Annotated in this window: 14 protein-coding genes, 1 tRNA gene, 1 rRNA gene and 1 pseudogene; 10 read left to right on the plus strand and 7 right to left on the minus strand. The window is 62.8% G+C overall.

The features are described 5' to 3' along the window. Nucleotides 1-34 precede the first annotated feature (34 nt). The 4 genes from J4O76_RS10880 (at nt 35) to J4O76_RS10895 (ending at nt 4833) form a co-directional block, all read left to right on the plus strand. Entirely contained in the window at nt 35-790 is a 756-nt protein-coding gene (locus tag J4O76_RS10880) for an SDR family NAD(P)-dependent oxidoreductase (protein WP_426281870.1), read from the plus strand. 9 nt (nt 791-799) lie between these two features. Further along, nucleotides 800-1561: an SDR family NAD(P)-dependent oxidoreductase gene (locus tag J4O76_RS10885; protein ID WP_426281818.1), complete on the plus strand. Its 762-nt coding sequence runs from the start codon at nt 800-802 to the stop codon at nt 1559-1561. After that, the gene (locus tag J4O76_RS10890; protein WP_426281821.1) at nt 1558-2724 is read left to right on the plus strand and encodes an acyl-CoA dehydrogenase family protein; all 1167 of its coding nucleotides are present in this window, start codon (nt 1558-1560) and stop codon (nt 2722-2724) included. The genes J4O76_RS10885 and J4O76_RS10890 overlap by 4 nt, the downstream gene beginning before the upstream one ends. An 81-nt stretch (nt 2725-2805) precedes the next feature. Continuing rightward, the gene (locus J4O76_RS10895) at nt 2806-4833 is read left to right on the plus strand and encodes a 3-hydroxyacyl-CoA dehydrogenase NAD-binding domain-containing protein (RefSeq protein WP_426281822.1); all 2028 of its coding nucleotides are present in this window, start codon (nt 2806-2808) and stop codon (nt 4831-4833) included. A 928-nt stretch (nt 4834-5761) separates the two neighbouring features. Here J4O76_RS10895 and J4O76_RS10900 read toward each other — a convergent pair. After that, nucleotides 5762-5878: an AraC family transcriptional regulator gene (locus J4O76_RS10900; protein WP_426281824.1), complete on the minus strand. Its 117-nt coding sequence runs from the start codon at nt 5876-5878 to the stop codon at nt 5762-5764. A 299-nt stretch (nt 5879-6177) separates the two neighbouring features. On the opposite strand from J4O76_RS10900, the gene J4O76_RS10905 reads away from it, so the two are divergent. The 4 genes from J4O76_RS10905 (at nt 6178) to J4O76_RS10920 (ending at nt 11034) form a co-directional block, all read left to right on the plus strand. Beyond that, nucleotides 6178-6588: a DUF2946 family protein gene (locus J4O76_RS10905; RefSeq protein WP_426281825.1), complete on the plus strand. Its 411-nt coding sequence runs from the start codon at nt 6178-6180 to the stop codon at nt 6586-6588. A gap of 80 nt (nt 6589-6668) precedes the next feature. Next, entirely contained in the window at nt 6669-9041 is a 2373-nt protein-coding gene (locus J4O76_RS10910; RefSeq protein ID WP_426281826.1) for a TonB-dependent receptor, read from the plus strand. 23 nt (nt 9042-9064) lie between these two features. Beyond that, nucleotides 9065-10438 carry a PepSY-associated TM helix domain-containing protein gene (locus J4O76_RS10915; protein ID WP_426281827.1) on the plus strand — a complete coding sequence of 458 codons (1374 nt, stop codon included), beginning with the start codon at nt 9065-9067 and terminating at the stop codon, nt 10436-10438. A 230-nt stretch (nt 10439-10668) separates the two neighbouring features. Then, entirely contained in the window at nt 10669-11034 is a 366-nt protein-coding gene (locus J4O76_RS10920; RefSeq protein ID WP_426281828.1) for a DUF4440 domain-containing protein, read from the plus strand. 99 nt (nt 11035-11133) lie between these two features. Here the strand turns inward: J4O76_RS10920 and J4O76_RS10925 are convergent, their stop codons facing one another. The 3 genes from J4O76_RS10925 to J4O76_RS10935 all read right to left on the minus strand — a co-directional run bounded on the left by J4O76_RS10925 (nt 11134) and on the right by J4O76_RS10935 (nt 13298). Next, nucleotides 11134-11760 carry a class I SAM-dependent methyltransferase gene (locus J4O76_RS10925; protein WP_426281829.1) on the minus strand — a complete coding sequence of 209 codons (627 nt, stop codon included), beginning with the start codon at nt 11758-11760 and terminating at the stop codon, nt 11134-11136. Between the two features lie 100 nt (nt 11761-11860). After that, nucleotides 11861-12838, minus strand: coding sequence for an SDR family oxidoreductase (locus J4O76_RS10930; protein WP_426281831.1), 978 nt, complete (start codon nt 12836-12838; stop codon nt 11861-11863). 160 nt (nt 12839-12998) lie between these two features. Next, nucleotides 12999-13298, minus strand: coding sequence for a hypothetical protein (locus tag J4O76_RS10935; protein ID WP_426281832.1), 300 nt, complete (start codon nt 13296-13298; stop codon nt 12999-13001). A 233-nt stretch (nt 13299-13531) separates the two neighbouring features. Between J4O76_RS10935 and J4O76_RS10940 the strand changes: the two genes are divergently transcribed. Then, entirely contained in the window at nt 13532-13852 is a 321-nt protein-coding gene (locus tag J4O76_RS10940; protein ID WP_426281833.1) for a hypothetical protein, read from the plus strand. A gap of 1371 nt (nt 13853-15223) precedes the next feature. Beyond that, nucleotides 15224-16054, plus strand: a complete 831-nt coding sequence (locus J4O76_RS10945) for a 23S rRNA (adenine(2030)-N(6))-methyltransferase RlmJ (protein ID WP_426281835.1) — start codon at nt 15224-15226, stop codon at nt 16052-16054. A gap of 57 nt (nt 16055-16111) precedes the next feature. Here J4O76_RS10945 and J4O76_RS10950 read toward each other — a convergent pair. From J4O76_RS10950 to rrf, 3 genes and pseudogenes are all read right to left on the minus strand, one after another. Continuing rightward, nucleotides 16112-16336 (minus strand): annotated as a pseudogene (locus J4O76_RS10950) (NAD-dependent epimerase/dehydratase family protein); the annotation flags it as partial. A 619-nt stretch (nt 16337-16955) separates the two neighbouring features. Further along, nucleotides 16956-17032, minus strand: a tRNA-Met gene (locus J4O76_RS10955). 126 nt (nt 17033-17158) lie between these two features. Beyond that, a 5S ribosomal RNA gene (gene rrf, locus J4O76_RS10960) occupies nt 17159-17273 on the minus strand. Between the last annotated feature and the right edge of the window lie 262 nt (nt 17274-17535).

A 17535-nucleotide genomic window follows, 5' to 3' on the forward strand; every position in this document is an offset into this window, starting at 1 on the left:
GTCAGGCTATGACGAACGACCGGCAATCGACGTGATGAAAGCATTGGACAACCGCCTCGCCCTGGTCACCGGTGCAGCGTCGGGGATCGGGCGCGCTACCGCCCGTCGCATGGCCGAACACGGTGCGACCGTTATTCTCGTCGATCGGACAGCAGACGCCTTGCCCGGCGCGCTGGAAGACCTGCCGGCAGGTGCGCACCGCACCGTCACACTCGACGTCATCGACGAAAGCGGCTGGATCGACGTGGCGCGGACCATTGCCGATGATATCGGGCATCTCGACATCTTGGTGAACAACGCCGGCTTCGGGACCTTCCGCTCGATCGCCGATACGACGCTCGATCACTGGCGGATGGTCATGGCCGTCAACCTCGACAGTATCTTTCTCAGCACCAAATATCTTCTGCCCCTGCTCGCGAAGTCGCCGACGGGCGGTGCGATCGTCAATATGTCGTCGATCCGCGGCATCGCGGGTGCCGCCAACACCGGCGCTTACTGCGCGGCAAAAGGCGGCGTTCGCATGTTTACCAAGGCCACTGCTCTCGAGTGCGCGGCCTTGGGCAACGGGGTACGCGTCAACTCCATCCACCCCGGACACGTCGCCACGCCCCTGACGGCGGGAGCGCACGCGTCGGAGGAAGGACAGCGCGCGCTGCTGGCGGACACGCCGCTCGGGCGCAAGGCCTCCCCGGACGAGATTGCCGATGCCATTGTCTTCTTGGCCGGAGACGGATCGCGCTACATGACGGGCGCCGAACTGGTCGTCGATGGTGGATCCACCGCACAATAGGAGACAGTCTTGAAGATCAACGACATAGCCGCCATCGTCACGGGTGGCGCATCCGGACTGGGCGGGGCCACCGCTGCGATGCTCGCGGCCAGAGGGGCCAGGGTGACGATCGTAGATCGGGATCGTGCGGCCGCAGAGGCTCACGCCACAGCAATCGGCGGGCGCGCCGCGATCGTCGACGTAACGGACGACGCCGCCATCGAAGCTGCACTCGCCGAGGCGGAACAGGCCCACGGCGTCGCCCGGATATTGGTCAATTGTGCCGGCGTAGCGCCCGCGATCAAGACCGTCGGCAAGGAAAACGTTCCGCATCCGCTCGATGCCTTCCGCCGCGCCGTCGAGATTAACCTGATAGGCACCTTCGCGATGATTGCCCGCTTCTCGGCGAGACTGGTCGCGGCCGAGCCGATCGGAGAGGAACGCGGCGTGATCGTCAACACCGCCTCAGTGGCCGCCTATGACGGGCAGGTAGGCCAGGCAGCCTATGCCGCCTCGAAAGGCGGCGTCGTCGGCATGACGCTCCCCATCGCTCGCGACCTTGCGCAGCATCGCATCCGGGTGATGACGATCGCCCCCGGGATCTTCCTGACGCCAATGCTCATGGGCCTGCCACAAGCGGCGCAGGATTCGCTGGGAACGCAGGTGCCACACCCTAGCAGGCTTGGGAAACCAGACGAATATGCCGCGTTGGTCGAAGCGATCCTAACCAATCCCATGCTCAACGGCGACGTGATCCGCCTGGACGGTGCGATCCGGATGGCACCCCGATGAGCGGTGCCAGCATTGCCGCAGCCGTGGCAGGCTTCGTTCGCGACCAGATGGTGCCGTACGAACACGATCCCCGGCGTAGCGCGCACGGTCCTTCGGACGAACTCGTCCAGGAGTTGCGCGATCTGGCGCGCGCGGCCGGAGTCCTGACCCCGCATATTCTTTCCGACGGCAGCCACCTGTCGCACAGAGATACGGCGAAGGTGCTGCGCGCTGCCGGGTTGTCGCCACTCGGGCCATTGGCGGTCAACGTCATGGCACCCGACGAGGGCAACATGTATCTGCTCGGCAAGGTCGCCAGCACCGAGCAAAAGGCGCGCTTCCTCTCGCCGTTGGTGGACGGCACGGCGCGATCCGCCTTCTTCATGACGGAGCCAGCAGCCGATGGTGGCGCTGGCTCGGATCCTTCGATGATGCTCACGACCGCCGCTCGCGACGGAAACCACTGGGTCGTCAATGGTCGCAAGGCGTTCATTACAGGCGCCGATGGTGCCAAGGTCGGCATCGTGATGGCGAAAGCCGACGAAGGCGCGACGATGTTCCTGGTCGACCTGCCCGATCCTGCGATCACGATCGAACGCGTGCTCGATACGATCGACAGTTCCATGCCGGGCGGTCATTCGGTCGTCGCTATCACCAACCTGCGCATTCCGGCCAACCAGATGCTCGGCAATCCGGGCGATGGCTTCAAGCTCGCGCAAGTTCGGCTGGCGCCCGCGCGGCTTACCCATTGCATGCGGTGGCTGGGTGCCTGCGACCGCGCGAACGAGATCGCGACCGACTATGCCTGCCGCCGCCACGCGTTCGGCAAGCCGCTGGTTGATCACGAAGGGGTCGGCTTCATGCTTGCCGAGAATCTGATCGATCTGAGACAGGCCGAACTGATGATCGATTGGTGCGCCGACGTGCTCGATACGGGCGCGCTTGGTACCGTGGAAAGCTCGATGGCAAAGGTTGCGGTCAGCGAGGCGTTGATGCGGATCGCCGATCGCTGCGTGCAGGTCATGGGCGGCACCGGGGTGACCGACGACACGATCGTCGCGCAAGTGTTTCGCGAGGTGCGCGCCTTTCGGATCTACGACGGTCCCACCGAGGTTCACAAGTGGAGCCTCGCCAAGAAGATCAAGCGCGACTGGCGCGACGCCCAAAGTCCGGTTCATCCATGACAGGCCTGTCGTTCGAGCGCGTTGGACGCCCCTTTTGATCCTGCCGACACCGCATCGGACGACATGAATTCCGGAGATAGTATGACCCCGTCGACGAATACTGGCCCGATCCGCACCGAACGCCATGACGACGTGCTCGTCATCATCTCGAACAATCCCCCCGTCAACGCGCTCGGCGCCGCGGTCCGCCAGGGCCTCGAAGCGGCGATCAAGGACGGCGTGAACGACGACAGCATCACCGCGATGGTGATCCGCTGCGACGGCCGCACGTTCTTCGCGGGCGCCGACATCACCGAGTTCGGCAAGGAGATGGTCGAGCCCGGCCTGCCCACCGTCGTCGACATGATTGAGGCGTCGTCGAAGCCCGTCGTCGCGGCGATCCACGGCACCGCGCTCGGCGGCGGCTGCGAGGTCACGCTGGGCTGCCACTACCGCGTCGCCGTCCCGTCGGCGAAGATCGGCACGCCCGAAGTGAAGCTCGGCCTGCTCCCCGGCGCTGGCGGCACGCAACGCATTCCGCGGATCGCCGGCGTGAAGCTCGCGCTGGAGATGACCGCGAAGGGCGATCCGATCTCGGCAAAGAAGGCGCTCGATGCCGGCCTGATCGACAAGATCGTCGGCGAGGACTCGCTCGAAGCCGACGCCGTTGCCTTCGCGCGCGAGATCGCCACGAAGCGTCCCCTGCCCCGCGCGTCCGAGAAGACCGCGCAGGCCGATCCCGATGCGGTCGCCGCGTTCAAGAAGGAGAATGCGCGGCGTTTCCGTAACTTCGACGCGCCTGCTGCGAACATCGCCTGCGTCGAGAAGGCCGCCGACGGTTCGAGCTTCGAAGAGGGCATCGCGTTCGAACGCCAGGAATTCATGAAGCTCATGATGGGCGTGCAATCCGCCGCACAGCGCCACATCTTCTTCGCCGAACGCCAGGCCGCCAAGATCGACGACGTACCGGCCGACACCAAGCTTCGCGAGATCAAGCGCGTCGGCGTGATCGGCGCGGGCACGATGGGCGGCGGCATTTCAATGAACTTCCTGTCCGCGGGCATCCCCGTGACGATCGTCGAGATGCAGCAGGACGCGCTCGACCGTGGCACCGGCGTCGTGCGGAAAAACTACGAGGCGACCGCCGCGAAGGGCCGGATGAAGCCCGAGCAGGTCGAGCAGGCAATGGGTGCGCTGAAGCCAACGCTCGACTTTGCCGATCTGGCGGAATGCGACCTGATCATCGAGGCGGTGTACGAGACGATGGAGGTGAAGAAGGAGATCTTCACCAAGCTCGACGCGATCGCCAAGCCGGGCGCGATCCTGGCCTCGAACACGTCGTATCTCGACATCGACGCGATCGCGGCGTGCACCAAGCGGCCCGAGGACGTCGTCGGCATGCACTTCTTCTCGCCCGCCAACGTGATGAAATTGCTGGAAGTGGTACGCGGCGACAAGACCGCGGACGACGTGCTGGCGACCGTCATGGCGCTGGCCAAGAAGATCAAGAAGGTCGCTGTCGTCGCCGGCGTCACCTACGGGTTCATCGGTAACCGGATGCTGATGCCGCGGCAGGTCGAGGCGACCAAGCTTCTGCTGGAAGGCGCGAGCCCGGAGCAGATCGACAAGGTCCATGTCGCGTTCGGTATGCCGATGGGTCCGTTCCAGATGAGCGATCTCGCGGGCGTCGACATCGGCTGGCACCGCGATCCGAGCCGGATCGAGAACATCCGCGATGCGCTGGCGGCAGAGAACCGCTGGGGCCAGAAGACCAAGGCGGGCTTCTACGATTACGACGAGAAGCGGACGCCGTCGAACTCGCCGCGCGTCACCGAGATCATCGACGATTTCCGCAAGAAGTCGGGCGTGACGCCGCGCGAGATCAGCGACGAGGAGATCGTCGTGCGGACGCTCTACACCATGGTCAACGAGGGCGCGCTGATCCTCGAAGAGGGCAAGGCGCAGCGCGCGTCGGACGTCGATGTGGTGTGGATCTACGGCTATGGCTGGCCGGTGTACCGCGGCGGGCCGATGTTCTGGGCACAGTCCGAGGGGTTGCCGAAGGTCGTCGCGGGACTCGAGAAATACGGGTTCACCGTTGCGAAATCGCTCAAGGCCGGTTCGCTATGACGGCGTTTCCGGTCTCCAAATCCAATCGAGTTTACGACCGCCCGAACGGTGGCAGGAATGAAGCGGGGATCCATACTCTACTGACCTGCTAAATCTCTCAATACCAGAAATGGTCATAGCCGTCGGCGTAAGGGTTGCTATCGGCAATGCCGACTTTCGGAAGGAGTGCGGCGCGTATCCACCTTTACGCTGACAAGGCGGCGACCTCGATACACTCCTCCGCCTCGCAACAGTTTGCCAGATCACGTGTTTTCAAAGATCGATGGCCTTGACCCTTGGTGACGCCAGCATCAGCCACCCACTTCCAGCGACAAATACGCGACGGCAGGAACAGTGACGTCCGCGCGAAATCAGCCATAAATTGCCCGGTTGCCTCGGCGAAGACGACATCGGCAGTGTAGGCAGAGATCGAATTGTGGCGATACCGTAAGCCAGGCCGATTAGCGCGGGGATCTAAGGCGGGAATGCAGTGGATGAGTCGCCGCATCGAGGTTGTCTTCGTTACCCAGTGATGGTGGATCCTCAACGAACGCGGCCAGCCCCCGATCGCATCGTTAGGACATCCCGAATAATAACATTGCCGATCGCTATGCCGACGAGCAGTGTATTTTACGCTCTTTCCCGCCGGCCGGATGTCATGAACGGTGTTTGTCGACTCACCATAATAGCGCTCCGCGACTGCTCTGCCATTGTGAAGCAAATCTACGCCCGCAGATCGAGGTGTTCATCGTGATCGAACGCCGCGAGGACCGTTTCGAGAGCAAGGGGATACGCGGCGCAGAGGCAGCAGCGGACAACGCGACGGCGCTGGGCGCGATGACAGCAGTTTTGGTTGATTTCATAGGCCGGTTTCCTGAAGGGATACAGCCAGTACCTGCCACATGGCAGCGTTCGCGTCTTGTATCAGCTCAACATATCGAGATTTACCCTAATAGGCAGGAGTTATGTCGAGACGAGACTGGAAGGTTCTGGTCAGATGGGACTGATCGACAAAGCCTGCCGATTGCGCGACGTTGGCGAGCGACGCGACACCTTTTCCTAGCATCGCTACAGCTCACTCTAATCGGTGCTAGAGCTTTATGTCACTCGCCCTTGGGATGGGCCTGCTGTCGAGTAGCGCGTCAGAGAGCAGCGATGACCGCGAGATCATCGCTTAATCAGGCGCATTGGAAGTAGCAGCTGTTACTGCGCGGCGGCATTGGAGCTGTTAACCGAACCTTTCGCCATGCTGGCATTGCCAACCACGGTGGCAGAAACGCTCAACGGGAATGACCCCGTACAGGCGTACGCCCGCTCTGGAAGGTCAACCAAGACACCACCGGCTAGCTGCGCTAACTGCCTTCGATGCTCGCGACCCGTCGCCTCTTAGCGCAACGCTATTTTACCGTGCTTTTCTGCGCGGCAGCGTTGTTACTGAAGCTGCTCGTACCGACCGGGTACATGATCAGCAGCGAGCACGGCCGGATTACGATCGAGCTATGTTCCGGCGTTGCCCCCAACGCCACGACGATGGCCATGTCGGGGATGCACGGCGACATGCCCGATCACGGCAAGTCGCAGGATCACGGCAAGGCTGAAATGCCGTGCGCGTTTGCGGGCCTGTCAGCCGCAACGCTCGGTGCGATCGATCCCGTTCAGCTCGTCGCCCTGATCGCCTTCGTCATGGCGATCGGACTGTCACCAGCCGTCCAACCGGCGACGGTCCGCCGCGGCTACCTACGGCCTCCGCTTCGCGGTCCACCGGCCGCCCTTTGACCGACTGATCGTCTGCTCCTTCGAGAGCAACCACGTCCACGGACCGCGCGCTATCGCGAGGGCCGGTCAAAGGCCTATCCATGATCCGAACTCACTTGCTGGCAGGGGCGTGCCTGCCCTGCCTCCTGCTCGCCGTACCAGCGTCCGCTCAGGATGACGCGGCACGCATCACGAAGTCCGACCTAACAGTCACCAATGCGCAGGGCCTCCACGCAGCGCAAACCGGCGACATCATCGTCACGGCGCTGAAACGCCCGCAAGCGCTGCAGGACGTGCCGGCAAGCGTCACCATCCTGTCCGCCGACCTGCTTCGTCGCCTTAACGTGCAAGACTTCTCCCGCGTCGCGGACTCCGTGCCCGGCTTGGCCTTCGCGACCACCGGTCCTGGCAACTCGCAGTACATCATACGCGGGATCGGCGGGGTGGGGTTCGTCCAGTCGCCGACCACAGGCGTCTACTTCGACGAGACCCCGCTTCAGACCCGCGCACTTCGCGGCTTTTCACAACCCGACCTGCAGCTGTTCGATGTCGCTCGGGTCGAAGTGCTGCGCGGACCGCAAGGCGTGTTGTTCGGATCGTCATCGATGGGCGGTCTGGTCCGCATCGTGACCAACCAGCCCGACCCGACCAAGATCGCCGCACTGGGTCAGGCGAGCGTTTCGACCATCACCGATGGCGGCACGAGCTGGGACGCCAAGGCGATGCTCAATTTCCCGATCGTCGCCGATACACTCGCGCTGCGCATATCGGGCGGTTTTGCCCGGCAGGGCGGCTGGATCGACGATCTCCGACCCACCACCGGCGACCTGACCGAGAATGCGGGAACGTCGGCGGTCCGCAAGGACGTCAACTGGACGCGCACCGGCACGGTTCGCGCCGCTCTGCGCTGGAATGCAACACCGACCATGACGATCACCCCGTCGCTGGTCTGGCAGGACGCCTACAGCAATGCCGACCGTCCCCATAGTGACGTGACCTTTGGCAAGCGCGCGCGACTGAAGGCGCGGTATGCCGACACGTATGCCAAGGATCGGTTCATCATCGGATCGCTGTTGATGGAGAACCGGTTCGATGCGCTCGGTGGCTTCACTGTGTCGTCCAACTCGTCGTGGCTCGACCGGCGCAACCGGCTATCGTTCGACGTCACCGCGTTCGATTCCCCGATCGTCGAGGACATCGTCGGACCGGGTCCAGGCGGCAGGCTGTTCCCAACGCCGCTCGTGGATTTCAGCCGCACGAAACAATTCACGCAGGAGGTACGTGCGGTGTCCGATGGCTCGGGGCGGCTGCAATATGTCTTCGGCGCGCTCTACCGCGACCTTCATCAAGACTCCGGCCGTACGATCACCGTCGCCGACCTGTTCGGCGTCACCGCGCCGCTCCCCCTTGGCGCCAGCAGCCCGGCCGTCATCCAGGACACGACGGTGCGCTTCCGTGAGAGCGAGATCGCGGCGTTCGGCGAGCTGACCTATGCCTTAGTGCCGAAGGTGAAGGTCGCCGCTGGCGCCCGGGTGTTTGCCTATCGCCAGCGCGAAGCGAGCCGACGCTACGGGATCGGTGGCGTCGCGGGCGGCGATCTCGCCTACGATTATGACGAGCGCAATCGCGAGAACGGCGTCACACCGCGCTTCACCCTGAGCTATGAGCCAAGCCGGGCCGCAACGCTCTACGCCAGCTACTCGCAGGGCTTCCGGACGGGGGGCGTCAATGCGCCCGTGACCGATGATATCTGTTCGGCCCCGGAACGTCGCGCGGCAGGCATTCCCGATGTACCGCCGCCCTACAACAGCGATCGAACCGACAATTACGAGATCGGCGCCAAGACCAGCCTGTGGGGCGGTCGCGTGCGGATCAACGGTGCTGCCTATGCGATCGACTGGAAGGACTATCAGCAGGCGTTCCAGACGGCGTGCGGGATCAACAACGCGACGACCATCTCCTTCACCGTCAACGCCGGCCGGGTTCGTAGCCGTGGCGGCGAGCTCGAGGTTTCCGTGTCGCCGGTCCGGGGGCTCGATCTTCACGCGGGCGGATCGTTCACCGACGCGACCTACCGCAACGACGTACCCAACCTGCTTCTGCCGGCAGGCTCGCGTGTGCTCGATGTGCCCCGCTGGCTGTGGAATGTGCGCGGCGAGTACGAGACCGCGCTCACAGAAGGGCTGACCGGCACGCTGTTCGCCGCGGCGCGCCACGTCGGCGGATCCAACAGCGGGTTCGGCGAAGGCGAGGTGCTGCCGCGTCCGGCCTATACGCTGGTCGATGCCTCGGCAGGGGTGACGACGCATGGCGGCTTGGGGGTCGACCTGTTCGTCACCAACCTGTTCGACGCCGTGCCGGTCTTCGGTCAGGAGTTCACGACGTCGCCCGGCAACACCACTGCGACCAGCTACTTTTCCTATCTCGTCGGACCTCCGCGGACGGTCGGGATACGTCTGACCCAGGCATTATGATGGCGGGCATGGACGCTTCAGCGATGAACACGAACCCACCCGCCGGCCATCGGGCATCCGGCGCGCGGTGGTACAACGCGGTATGGCGTTGGCACTTCTATGCAGGCCTGTTCTGCATCCCATTCATTATCTGGTTGTCACTGACGGGCACGATCTATCTTTGGCGACCGCAGCTGGAAGCATTGCTGGACCGGCCCTACGACGATCTCCCCGTTGCCGGGCGGACCGTCTCACCCGACGCGCAGGTGCGGGTGGCACTGACTGCGGTGCCAGGATCGTCGCTGCATAAATACGTACTCCCGGAGCATCCGGGAAACGCCGTGCGTGTGATCGTCTCCGCTGATGGCGTTGATCACCGCGTCTATGTCGATCCGCACTCGCTTGCGGTGCTGAAGGTCATCGGCGAGGAAGACCGGCCGCTCAACGTTGTATCGCGCCTTCACGGCGAATTGCTCGCGGGGGTGTGGGGCAGCTACCTCGTCGAGATCGCCGCGTGCTGGGCGATCGTCATGCTCCTGACCGGGCTTTATCTATGGTGGCCGCGCAACAGGAAGGGCCTCGCGGGTGTCCTCTACCCTCGCCTGGGGGGCGGACGACGCGTGTTCTGGCGTGATATCCACGCGACTGCCGGCATCTGGGTTTCGGTGTTCGCGCTCGGGCTGATCCTCACTGGCCTTCCGTGGGCAAATGCCTGGGGCAGCTATCTAGGGGAGGTCCGCACGCTCACGGGCACGACGCAGGGTCCCGTCGACTGGACGATCGGCGGCAAGGCGCCAAAGCCGCAAGCGGACGCGATGCTTGGGGCTCACGCCGGGCATGACGGCATGGTCATGGCTGCTCCGCCGATCCGGCCCGATGAGCTTGGGCGCGTGATCGCTACGGTCCGGCCGTTGCGGATTGCACCGCCTGTGCTGCTGTCTCCCCCCGCGCATGAAGGCGGGCCGTGGGCGGTGTCATCGGACGCAGCCGATCGACCACTGCGATCGGACGCGCAGGTCGATGGTGCGACAGGCCGCCTTGTCGGCCGCGTCGCGTTCGCCGACCGCCACTGGATCGACCGGGTCATTGGCTACGGCATCGCGGCGCACGAGGGCGCACTGTTCGGCATCGCCAATCAGATCCTTGGCACGCTAACCGCGCTGCTGCTAACCGTCCTCGCCGTATCGGGCGGGATCATGTGGTGGCGGAGGCGACCGACGGGTTTGCTGGGCGCACCATTGCCGCAGAACCGTCCGCGCTTTCGGATCGGGTTGGTGGCGGCGATCGTCGGGCTTGGGATCTACATGCCGCTGTTCGGCACGACACTCGTGATCGTCCTCGTAGTCGAACGGGTTGTCCTGCGCCGCATTCCCGTAACGCGACGCTGGCTGGGGCTGGGAAGAGCCGCTTCTTCCTGAAGGGGATGCGGGAACAGTAGGTGTGATTGCACGGCGCCGGTCACTATCCACCTGACGAGCCGTTCGCCCCTGTGCCTCGACCGTATCTGACAGTGTCATGTTCCAACGCAGGGCAGCCCATACATCACAGGCGTTTTAGCCTGACACGCCGACGGATATCGGCGCGATGGCGCCGAGACGTCGGAACCCTCCCCCATCCTCCCGCGCTTTAGCCGTGAAGGAGAGACGGCATGGACGACCAGCGCGTGTGGGAATTCGAAGGCAGCCTATGGGTTGCCAGCGACGAGCGTTACCAGGACCGGATCGACGAGGAGATCGTCATGGTCTTGCCCCGGCCGCCTTATGTCTTCCAGGGGCAGGAAGCGAAGGATGCGGTCAAGGCTACGCCCGATTGGGATACGGTCGAGCTATCGGATCGACGAGTGTCACGCCCTCAAGAGGGCCTCATCGTCGTTGCGTACACCGCGCGCTGCGCGAGCGGCGACGAGACGTACGAGGCACATTGCACCTCGACTTTGCGGATGCGGGGACACGACGATTGGCTAGTCATCCAACATCAGCAGACGCCACCCTTGACCGCCAGCGTCGAGGCCTGACCGCGGGCTTGCCGTTGCGCCCAATACATATCTGTAACAGGCGCAACGGTACTAAATCGGGAAGGCAGCGCCCCTATTGCTGATGTAATCCCAACAGCCTCAACTACGACCGGTTATCGCGACCAATGGATCGCCCAGGCGACCGTCGGCGAGTAAGGATGCCGTGACTCCGCGAAAACCCGCCGTCTCGAGATAGAGGCGGACGAGCGAGGTGTGGCCCTGTGTATCGAGAGCGCGCCAGACCGCCACGGCCTTGGTCGGGAAGCACCGGTTCGAGAAGCTTATGATAACGCGGCCTCCCGGCTTCAGCACACTACGAACCTCGCGCAGTACCGCCAGGGGGTGTTGCAGATATTGAACGCCGACACAGATCAGTACGGCATCGTAGCGCGCGTCCCCTTCGGACAGGTCAGGCACATCGTTCAGGTTCTGGACGAACCAGCGATCGAGGCGCGGGTTGGCCGCGAGTTCCTCTGCGTTCATGCCGTGGCCTACGACCTCGGCATAGGCGACGTCGTCCGGCAGGTGGCTGACCCAGCTCGACATGAGGTCGAGCACCCGCCCGCCAGCGGGGATCGAATCGCGGTACAGGCTGGTCAGTGCGCCGACAGCTGCCTCGTCAATGTGCGTGACTAAACGCGGGGGTGCGTAGAAGCCAAGGTCGTCGCCATCATCCTGACGGTCGAAGGCCCGCGCCAGCAGTCCCAATTCGATCGCTTCGGTCATGCGGTAAGCCCCTGCCGATTAAATCGGCCAATATTTGCGACCACAGTGTCCGTTCGTAGCCGTATGCCCGAGCGCACCGCGAGATAGCGGTCGTCCTTGATCACCGGCGACGGCCGAGCCAGACACCGACCCCCGCAAGAACGAGAACCGCCATACCGCCCGCCGCGGCTGCCACCTTGCGCCCCCGGTGTGGATCGCGCCGGCCACCATCTGGACCGGCGGGGACGCCAGGTTCGAACAACACCCCATCGTTGTCGTTGCCGTCGGCCGCGCGGGCCGACCAGGAGTCGAGGAAGCCACTCATGATCGCCGCCAGCAGGTTCGGCGCCGCGAACTCGCCAAGTTTGAATGCGATTGCCGGTGCGCCGACGGCGGTAAGGTTACGAGGGTGCGTGGCAAGCCGCACGACTGCCTTCGCCACCGTCTCCGGTGCGAGCGAACCGGGGGGAAGCGAAAGCCGGGCGCCGGTATAGTTACCAGCATGGTCCACGCCGGGCGTATCGACGAAGGTCGGGCAGACGTCGCATATGTGGATATGCGGACGCTTCGACACCTCACCGCGCAAAGCCGAACTGAACCCGCGTAACCCGAACTTACTCGCCGAATAAGCCGCAGCATACGGCGTGGCGATAAAACCGCCCGCCGAAATCATGTTTACCCAGGTGCCGTGATCCTGCGCTAGGAAGATCGGCAGTACTGCATGGACGTCGTTCATGTGGGCGACGAGGTTCACGTCGACGACGCGGGCATGATCCGCAATCGGGACGTCTTCGTACCGGCCAAGCACTCCAACGCCTTCGCAGCTAAACCACAGGTCAATGCCGCCGAGCAGATCGCGCGCCTCGGCAGCGAACACGGCCACTGCGCCTGCGTCAGTGCAGTCAACTGTACGGACGATCGCGCTGCCGCCAGCTTCGACGCAACGCTGCGCGACGTCGTCCAGCCCGTCCTTGCCACGAGACCCCAGGACAAGCCGCGCTCCCGCTTTGGCAAAAGCCACCGCCGTTGCCGCGCCGATACCGCTTGATGCACCGGTTATCACGACACGCCGCCCGGCCAGGTTACGATCAGCTCTCATAGGACTATGCTCAAGGCGACTGCCCTTACACCTAAGGGAAGACAACGCCGGCGCGTTAGACGAACTGTCCTGTCATCATGCATAGACACTCAACGTCCCGGAGGCGCCGAGGTGTCCACCCGAGACAGCACGACGTTCCTCGAGATCGCTGCAGGGATGATCAGTTCGGATTTGTATGCGGTTCCTTGGGGCCATCGTTCAACGATCTGACCTGCGCCTCGCGGGTTGGGTTTCCACTACCGCCGTACGGAACCGGGACGTCGATAGGGCTGTTCGGCGTTGCACCACCGCTAAGCTTTCCCGATCCGCTCAAGCCATCCGCGGCATCGGCACCGCCTAGCCCCCCGCCGCCCGGCGTTTTGGTCATCTGCGAGTCGTCTAAAACGGTCGCGGCGCTCTCCGCGTCGTTCGGCTCCGGCTTCACGTCGTCAGGTACAATGTTCGGCTGTTCGGTCGCCATGTCGATCTCCTTTGCTCGCTCTAAAACCTTTCAAGCGGAGCTAGTTTCCCATCAATTCAACGAATCAAATGCTCGTTGCTAGAGCACGGGAGCCCCGAGAATACCGTCTCGGCCCGCCCCCCGACGGCCAATTCGTCCAGCATCACTCGGGAGGACAAGAGGCAAATTCCGCCGCTCCGCCCTCATGGATATGTTCCAAAATCTACGCGTTTGAACATCGACACAGGGAGAGCATGATGCCCGATACGTTCAAACCAACTGCGAAGATCGCCGCCAATGCGAAGAAGGGGCTAAAGTTACGCGACGATTTCGCACCAGCCGGTACGGACGTCGGGGTTCGTCGCGCCGAGCAACTGGCAGCGCAGAACGATGTGACCGCCGAGGATGTGAAGTCGATGCACAGCTACTTCGCTCGTCACGAGGTCGATAAGGACGGCAAAACGCACGAGTGGGGATCGGACACTGATCCGTCCGCGGGCTACATCGCCTGGCTTCTCTGGGGAGGCGATGAAGGCAAGGAATGGGCCGATCGACACGTCGAGAAGCTCGACTAGAAGGCTGTCGGAACGGAAAAGCGCGATCACGATCGTTATTCGATCAAGATCGACCACCACTTTTACCGCGGAGGGCCGGCACGATACCGTTAGCGCTCCTCGTCCCCTGTAATTGATCGGCGCCTATCAGATGTACGTTCTTATTTTTGCCGCGGCCGCAGCGCTAGTGCAATCGCCGGTTGCTGCATCCGTGGTGAAGCCAGGCACGATATCGATCGTGGCTGCTTATCGTCCGACCACGTCTCCCGCTATCACGAAAACGTTCACGGACGCCGTGCAGCGAACCCTCCTTCGAACAGCTTTCCTGCCCCTCCCCGACGCAAACCACAGCCTTTACGTCGCCAAGGTCGAGGTATCGCAGACACAGCGCGGCGTCGTCCGGTCCGGCAACGACCGATCAGGTTGACCGGGCATGGCAGCCGGGCTCGCAGGACTGTCGTTGACTTTGCCCTCGGGGAAGGATCAGTTGCATGGCCTGATCGTCACCCGTCTCGAGGTGACCGTGTCGCTGCGCCGCGACAATCACGTTGTCTGGACGGGACAGGCGACCACAGTACGCGCAAGCGGGACGCGAACAGGCGAACCCTCGGCTGTTGCCGCAGCTCTGTCCGATGCCCTCCTGAGATGGTTTCCCCGGCAGCTGCCCGGACCGCTGTCTGTGCCATAAGGTTGACTGACAAAGCAGTCGTCAGACCCTGATCTTCGACAACAAGCGCACCGCGACATTGCCGCGCCTGTCAAGCTTCCGCCCGTAGAGCAATGCCATCGACGGCGACGATCAACGGAGTGGTTGGACAATTCCACGTCATCCTCACCGGCGCAACAAGTCCGGAATAAGCCCTACGCGCAACGAGTGACTCAAAAGTGCCCCTACCGCCTTATGACTTTGGTGATCGGTATCTTTGCCAGCCCCTGACCAAAAACTTAGCACCACCCGACGATAGATCCCGTTGACGTACTGTCGGCTAATCGAAGCCGTCTCAATGGTGTAGGCGGTGTGCGCGGGGTCGGGCATCCTCCCCTTGAACGTCTCTTGCCAATAGCGCGCGTACCCTGCAATCGCGTCATAAGGCATCGGAGGAAATGATTCGCGCAGCCGACCTCTAGCGCCCCCGCCACGGCGGAAGACGGGCCCCTTGGTGATCGTGCTCACCACCCGCAGAGCGCGATGCGGCTCAGTGGATTAGCCGACAGTGATCCCTAAGCCCCCTGCCCTTTCGCTAACGCGGGCGTGAAGCCCTGCGCAAAAGTGCGTTGAAGGTTTTCGCGCGGCTTTATACTAGCACCGGATCAGCTACTTTGGTCGCCTCGCGCTCGGCAACCGCACCTAGCAACACGCGTAAAGGTAAATCGTCAGGATTTTGGGCCGCAATGAATTATCGTCATTCCTTCCATGCCGGCAACAGCGCCGATGTGGTGAAGCACAGCCTATTGATCGCGCTCGTCCGGGCCTTGCAACAAAAAGAGGGCGCGTTGACCCTGATCGACACTCATGCCGGCTGCGGTCTGTATGACCTAGGCGGCGAGGATGCCCAGCGCACCGGCGAGGCCATGCAGGGCGTGCTGCGGGCCTTTGCCAACCCGAACCCCTTGCTGGACGACTACCGCGCCGCCGTACAGGCGGTGAATGTCGAGGCCGAGCCGCATCTGTACCCCGGATCGCCGCGGATATTGGCGCAGCTTCTGCGGCCGCAGGACTTCCTGATCCTGAACGAAAAGCATCCCGAGGACGCCTATACCCTGCGCGGCGTGATGCGCGACACACCCGCTGCCGTGCATGAGCGCGACGCCTACGAGCTTTGGCTGGCGATGCTGCCGCCCCGAACCGCGCGGGGCGTGGTGGTGGTCGACCCGCCGTACGAGCAGACCGATGAACGCGCCCGTATCACAGCCACCCTTGCGGCTGCCTCTCGCAAATGGTCGCATGGCGTCACGGTGATCTGGTATCCGCTGAAAGACCGCGCCACGCATTGGCAGTGGAAGGAAGAGTTACGAAAGCTCGGTATCCCGAAATTGCTGGGGGTGGAGCATTGGTTGTACGATGGCGATCAGCCCGGCATCTATAACGGCGCAGGCCTTTATATCGTCAACCCGCCCTACGCTTTCGTGCAGGCGCTGCCGCCTTTGCTGGAAACCCTGCGCACTGTATTGGCGCCGGAGGGGCATGGGGGCGAGATCACAACCGAGTGGTTGCGCGATTAACGGTAAAGCCCCACCCCTTTTCAAAGGGGGTATCACCACACCACAGACTTCGGCGGGGTAGGTGTTGTTGGCGTGAATGCCGCCCACCTTGGCAGCCGCTAGCACCACGCCGTCAGGCTTCTCGCTTGCGAAGAAAGCACGCACCGCCGCCTGGTCTGTCAGGTTAAGTTCGGCGTGCGTGCGCGTGATCACCTCGACGCCGCGCTCGCGCAGTTTACGCGAGATCGCTCCACCGACCATACCGCGATGGCCCGCCACGTAGATGCGTGGGGTGCTGTCCATCAACCTTCGACCGAAACGGGAAGATCGTAGCCATGGGTCTTGAGAAGGGCATGACGCTTGGCCGTGTAAAGGTCGGCCGCGACCATTTCCTGGCACATCTCCTGCACGCTGATCTCGGGGAACCCAGCCAAGCCGGTCCAAGTGATATCTTGCGAGATCCGCTCAATGTTGGCTGGCTATCGCGGCCTGCGCTCCGCGTTTCCTAAGAGTGCTGGTAGGTCTGCTTTCTCTAGAAAAATATCGATTGGCGAAGACGCTATGAACAGTAACTAAAGTAGTTTTTGCTGTCCTCGAAAGCCGCGGCCGCTTGTAGACGCGTAGTCTGACATGAACGGCCTTGAGTCAGTATACGCGAAATCGCGGCTTGAACAGCCGCCGGGTCTGGCAAAGGCATTGGTTTTGTGGGTCACGCCGCCATATCCATGTTGTGTGCGACACTATAATATTGGCGTTCGGCTTCGGTAGGCAGGGTGTTGCCGACCGTGCCGACCGACGGCTCGATCCCGGCCTTGGCGATCGACCTACGCGGCGAGCTTGTTTCGATGGTGTCGCTATGTGCTGAACCAGAAACGCAAAAAGCCTCCGCCGGTCTGACCGAAGAGGTATTGCTCTATAGAGTTGGTTGCGGGGACAGGATTTGAACCTGTGACCTTCAGGTTATGAGCCTGACGAGCTACCGGGCTGCTCCACCCCGCGCCGAGATCCCATCAAGATATTACTTTGATGGGGCCCGAGTGTCCGCGTTGTGCGGAACTGAGTGTATGAGCAATTGTGAATGGGTTTTGGATATGGTGCGTGTTTGCATGTTGCACGGGCTTCAATGCCTGGCGACGACCTACTCTTCCATCGCTTGAGCGATAGTACCATTGGCGCAGTCGGGTTTCACGGCCGAGTTCGGAATGGGATCGGGTGGGACACCGACGCTATAGCCACCAGGCAATGGAGCCGGTGCGACATGCGAGCGCGTCATATCTGGGTCCCTCAGGGTTCCGCATTGCTGCGAAGCCTGAGGGTTTAAAATCGATACCGTGCATGGTTTGTAGCCAGCCTCTCGGAACACCGAGTGCTGGTGTAGTGGTATTTGTAACCAATCCCTCGACGGCGAGGGGATTGGCAATCTGGCGTCGTCTTAATCATCCGCACTATCGAATGGCTAGCTGGTTGCCCAGTGTTGTCATTGATGGTGTGAGACTCTCAAG

The sequence above is a fragment of the Sphingomonas sp. NFX23 genome (assembly GCF_049887795.1).
GTDB lineage: Bacteria > Pseudomonadota > Alphaproteobacteria > Sphingomonadales > Sphingomonadaceae > Sphingomonas.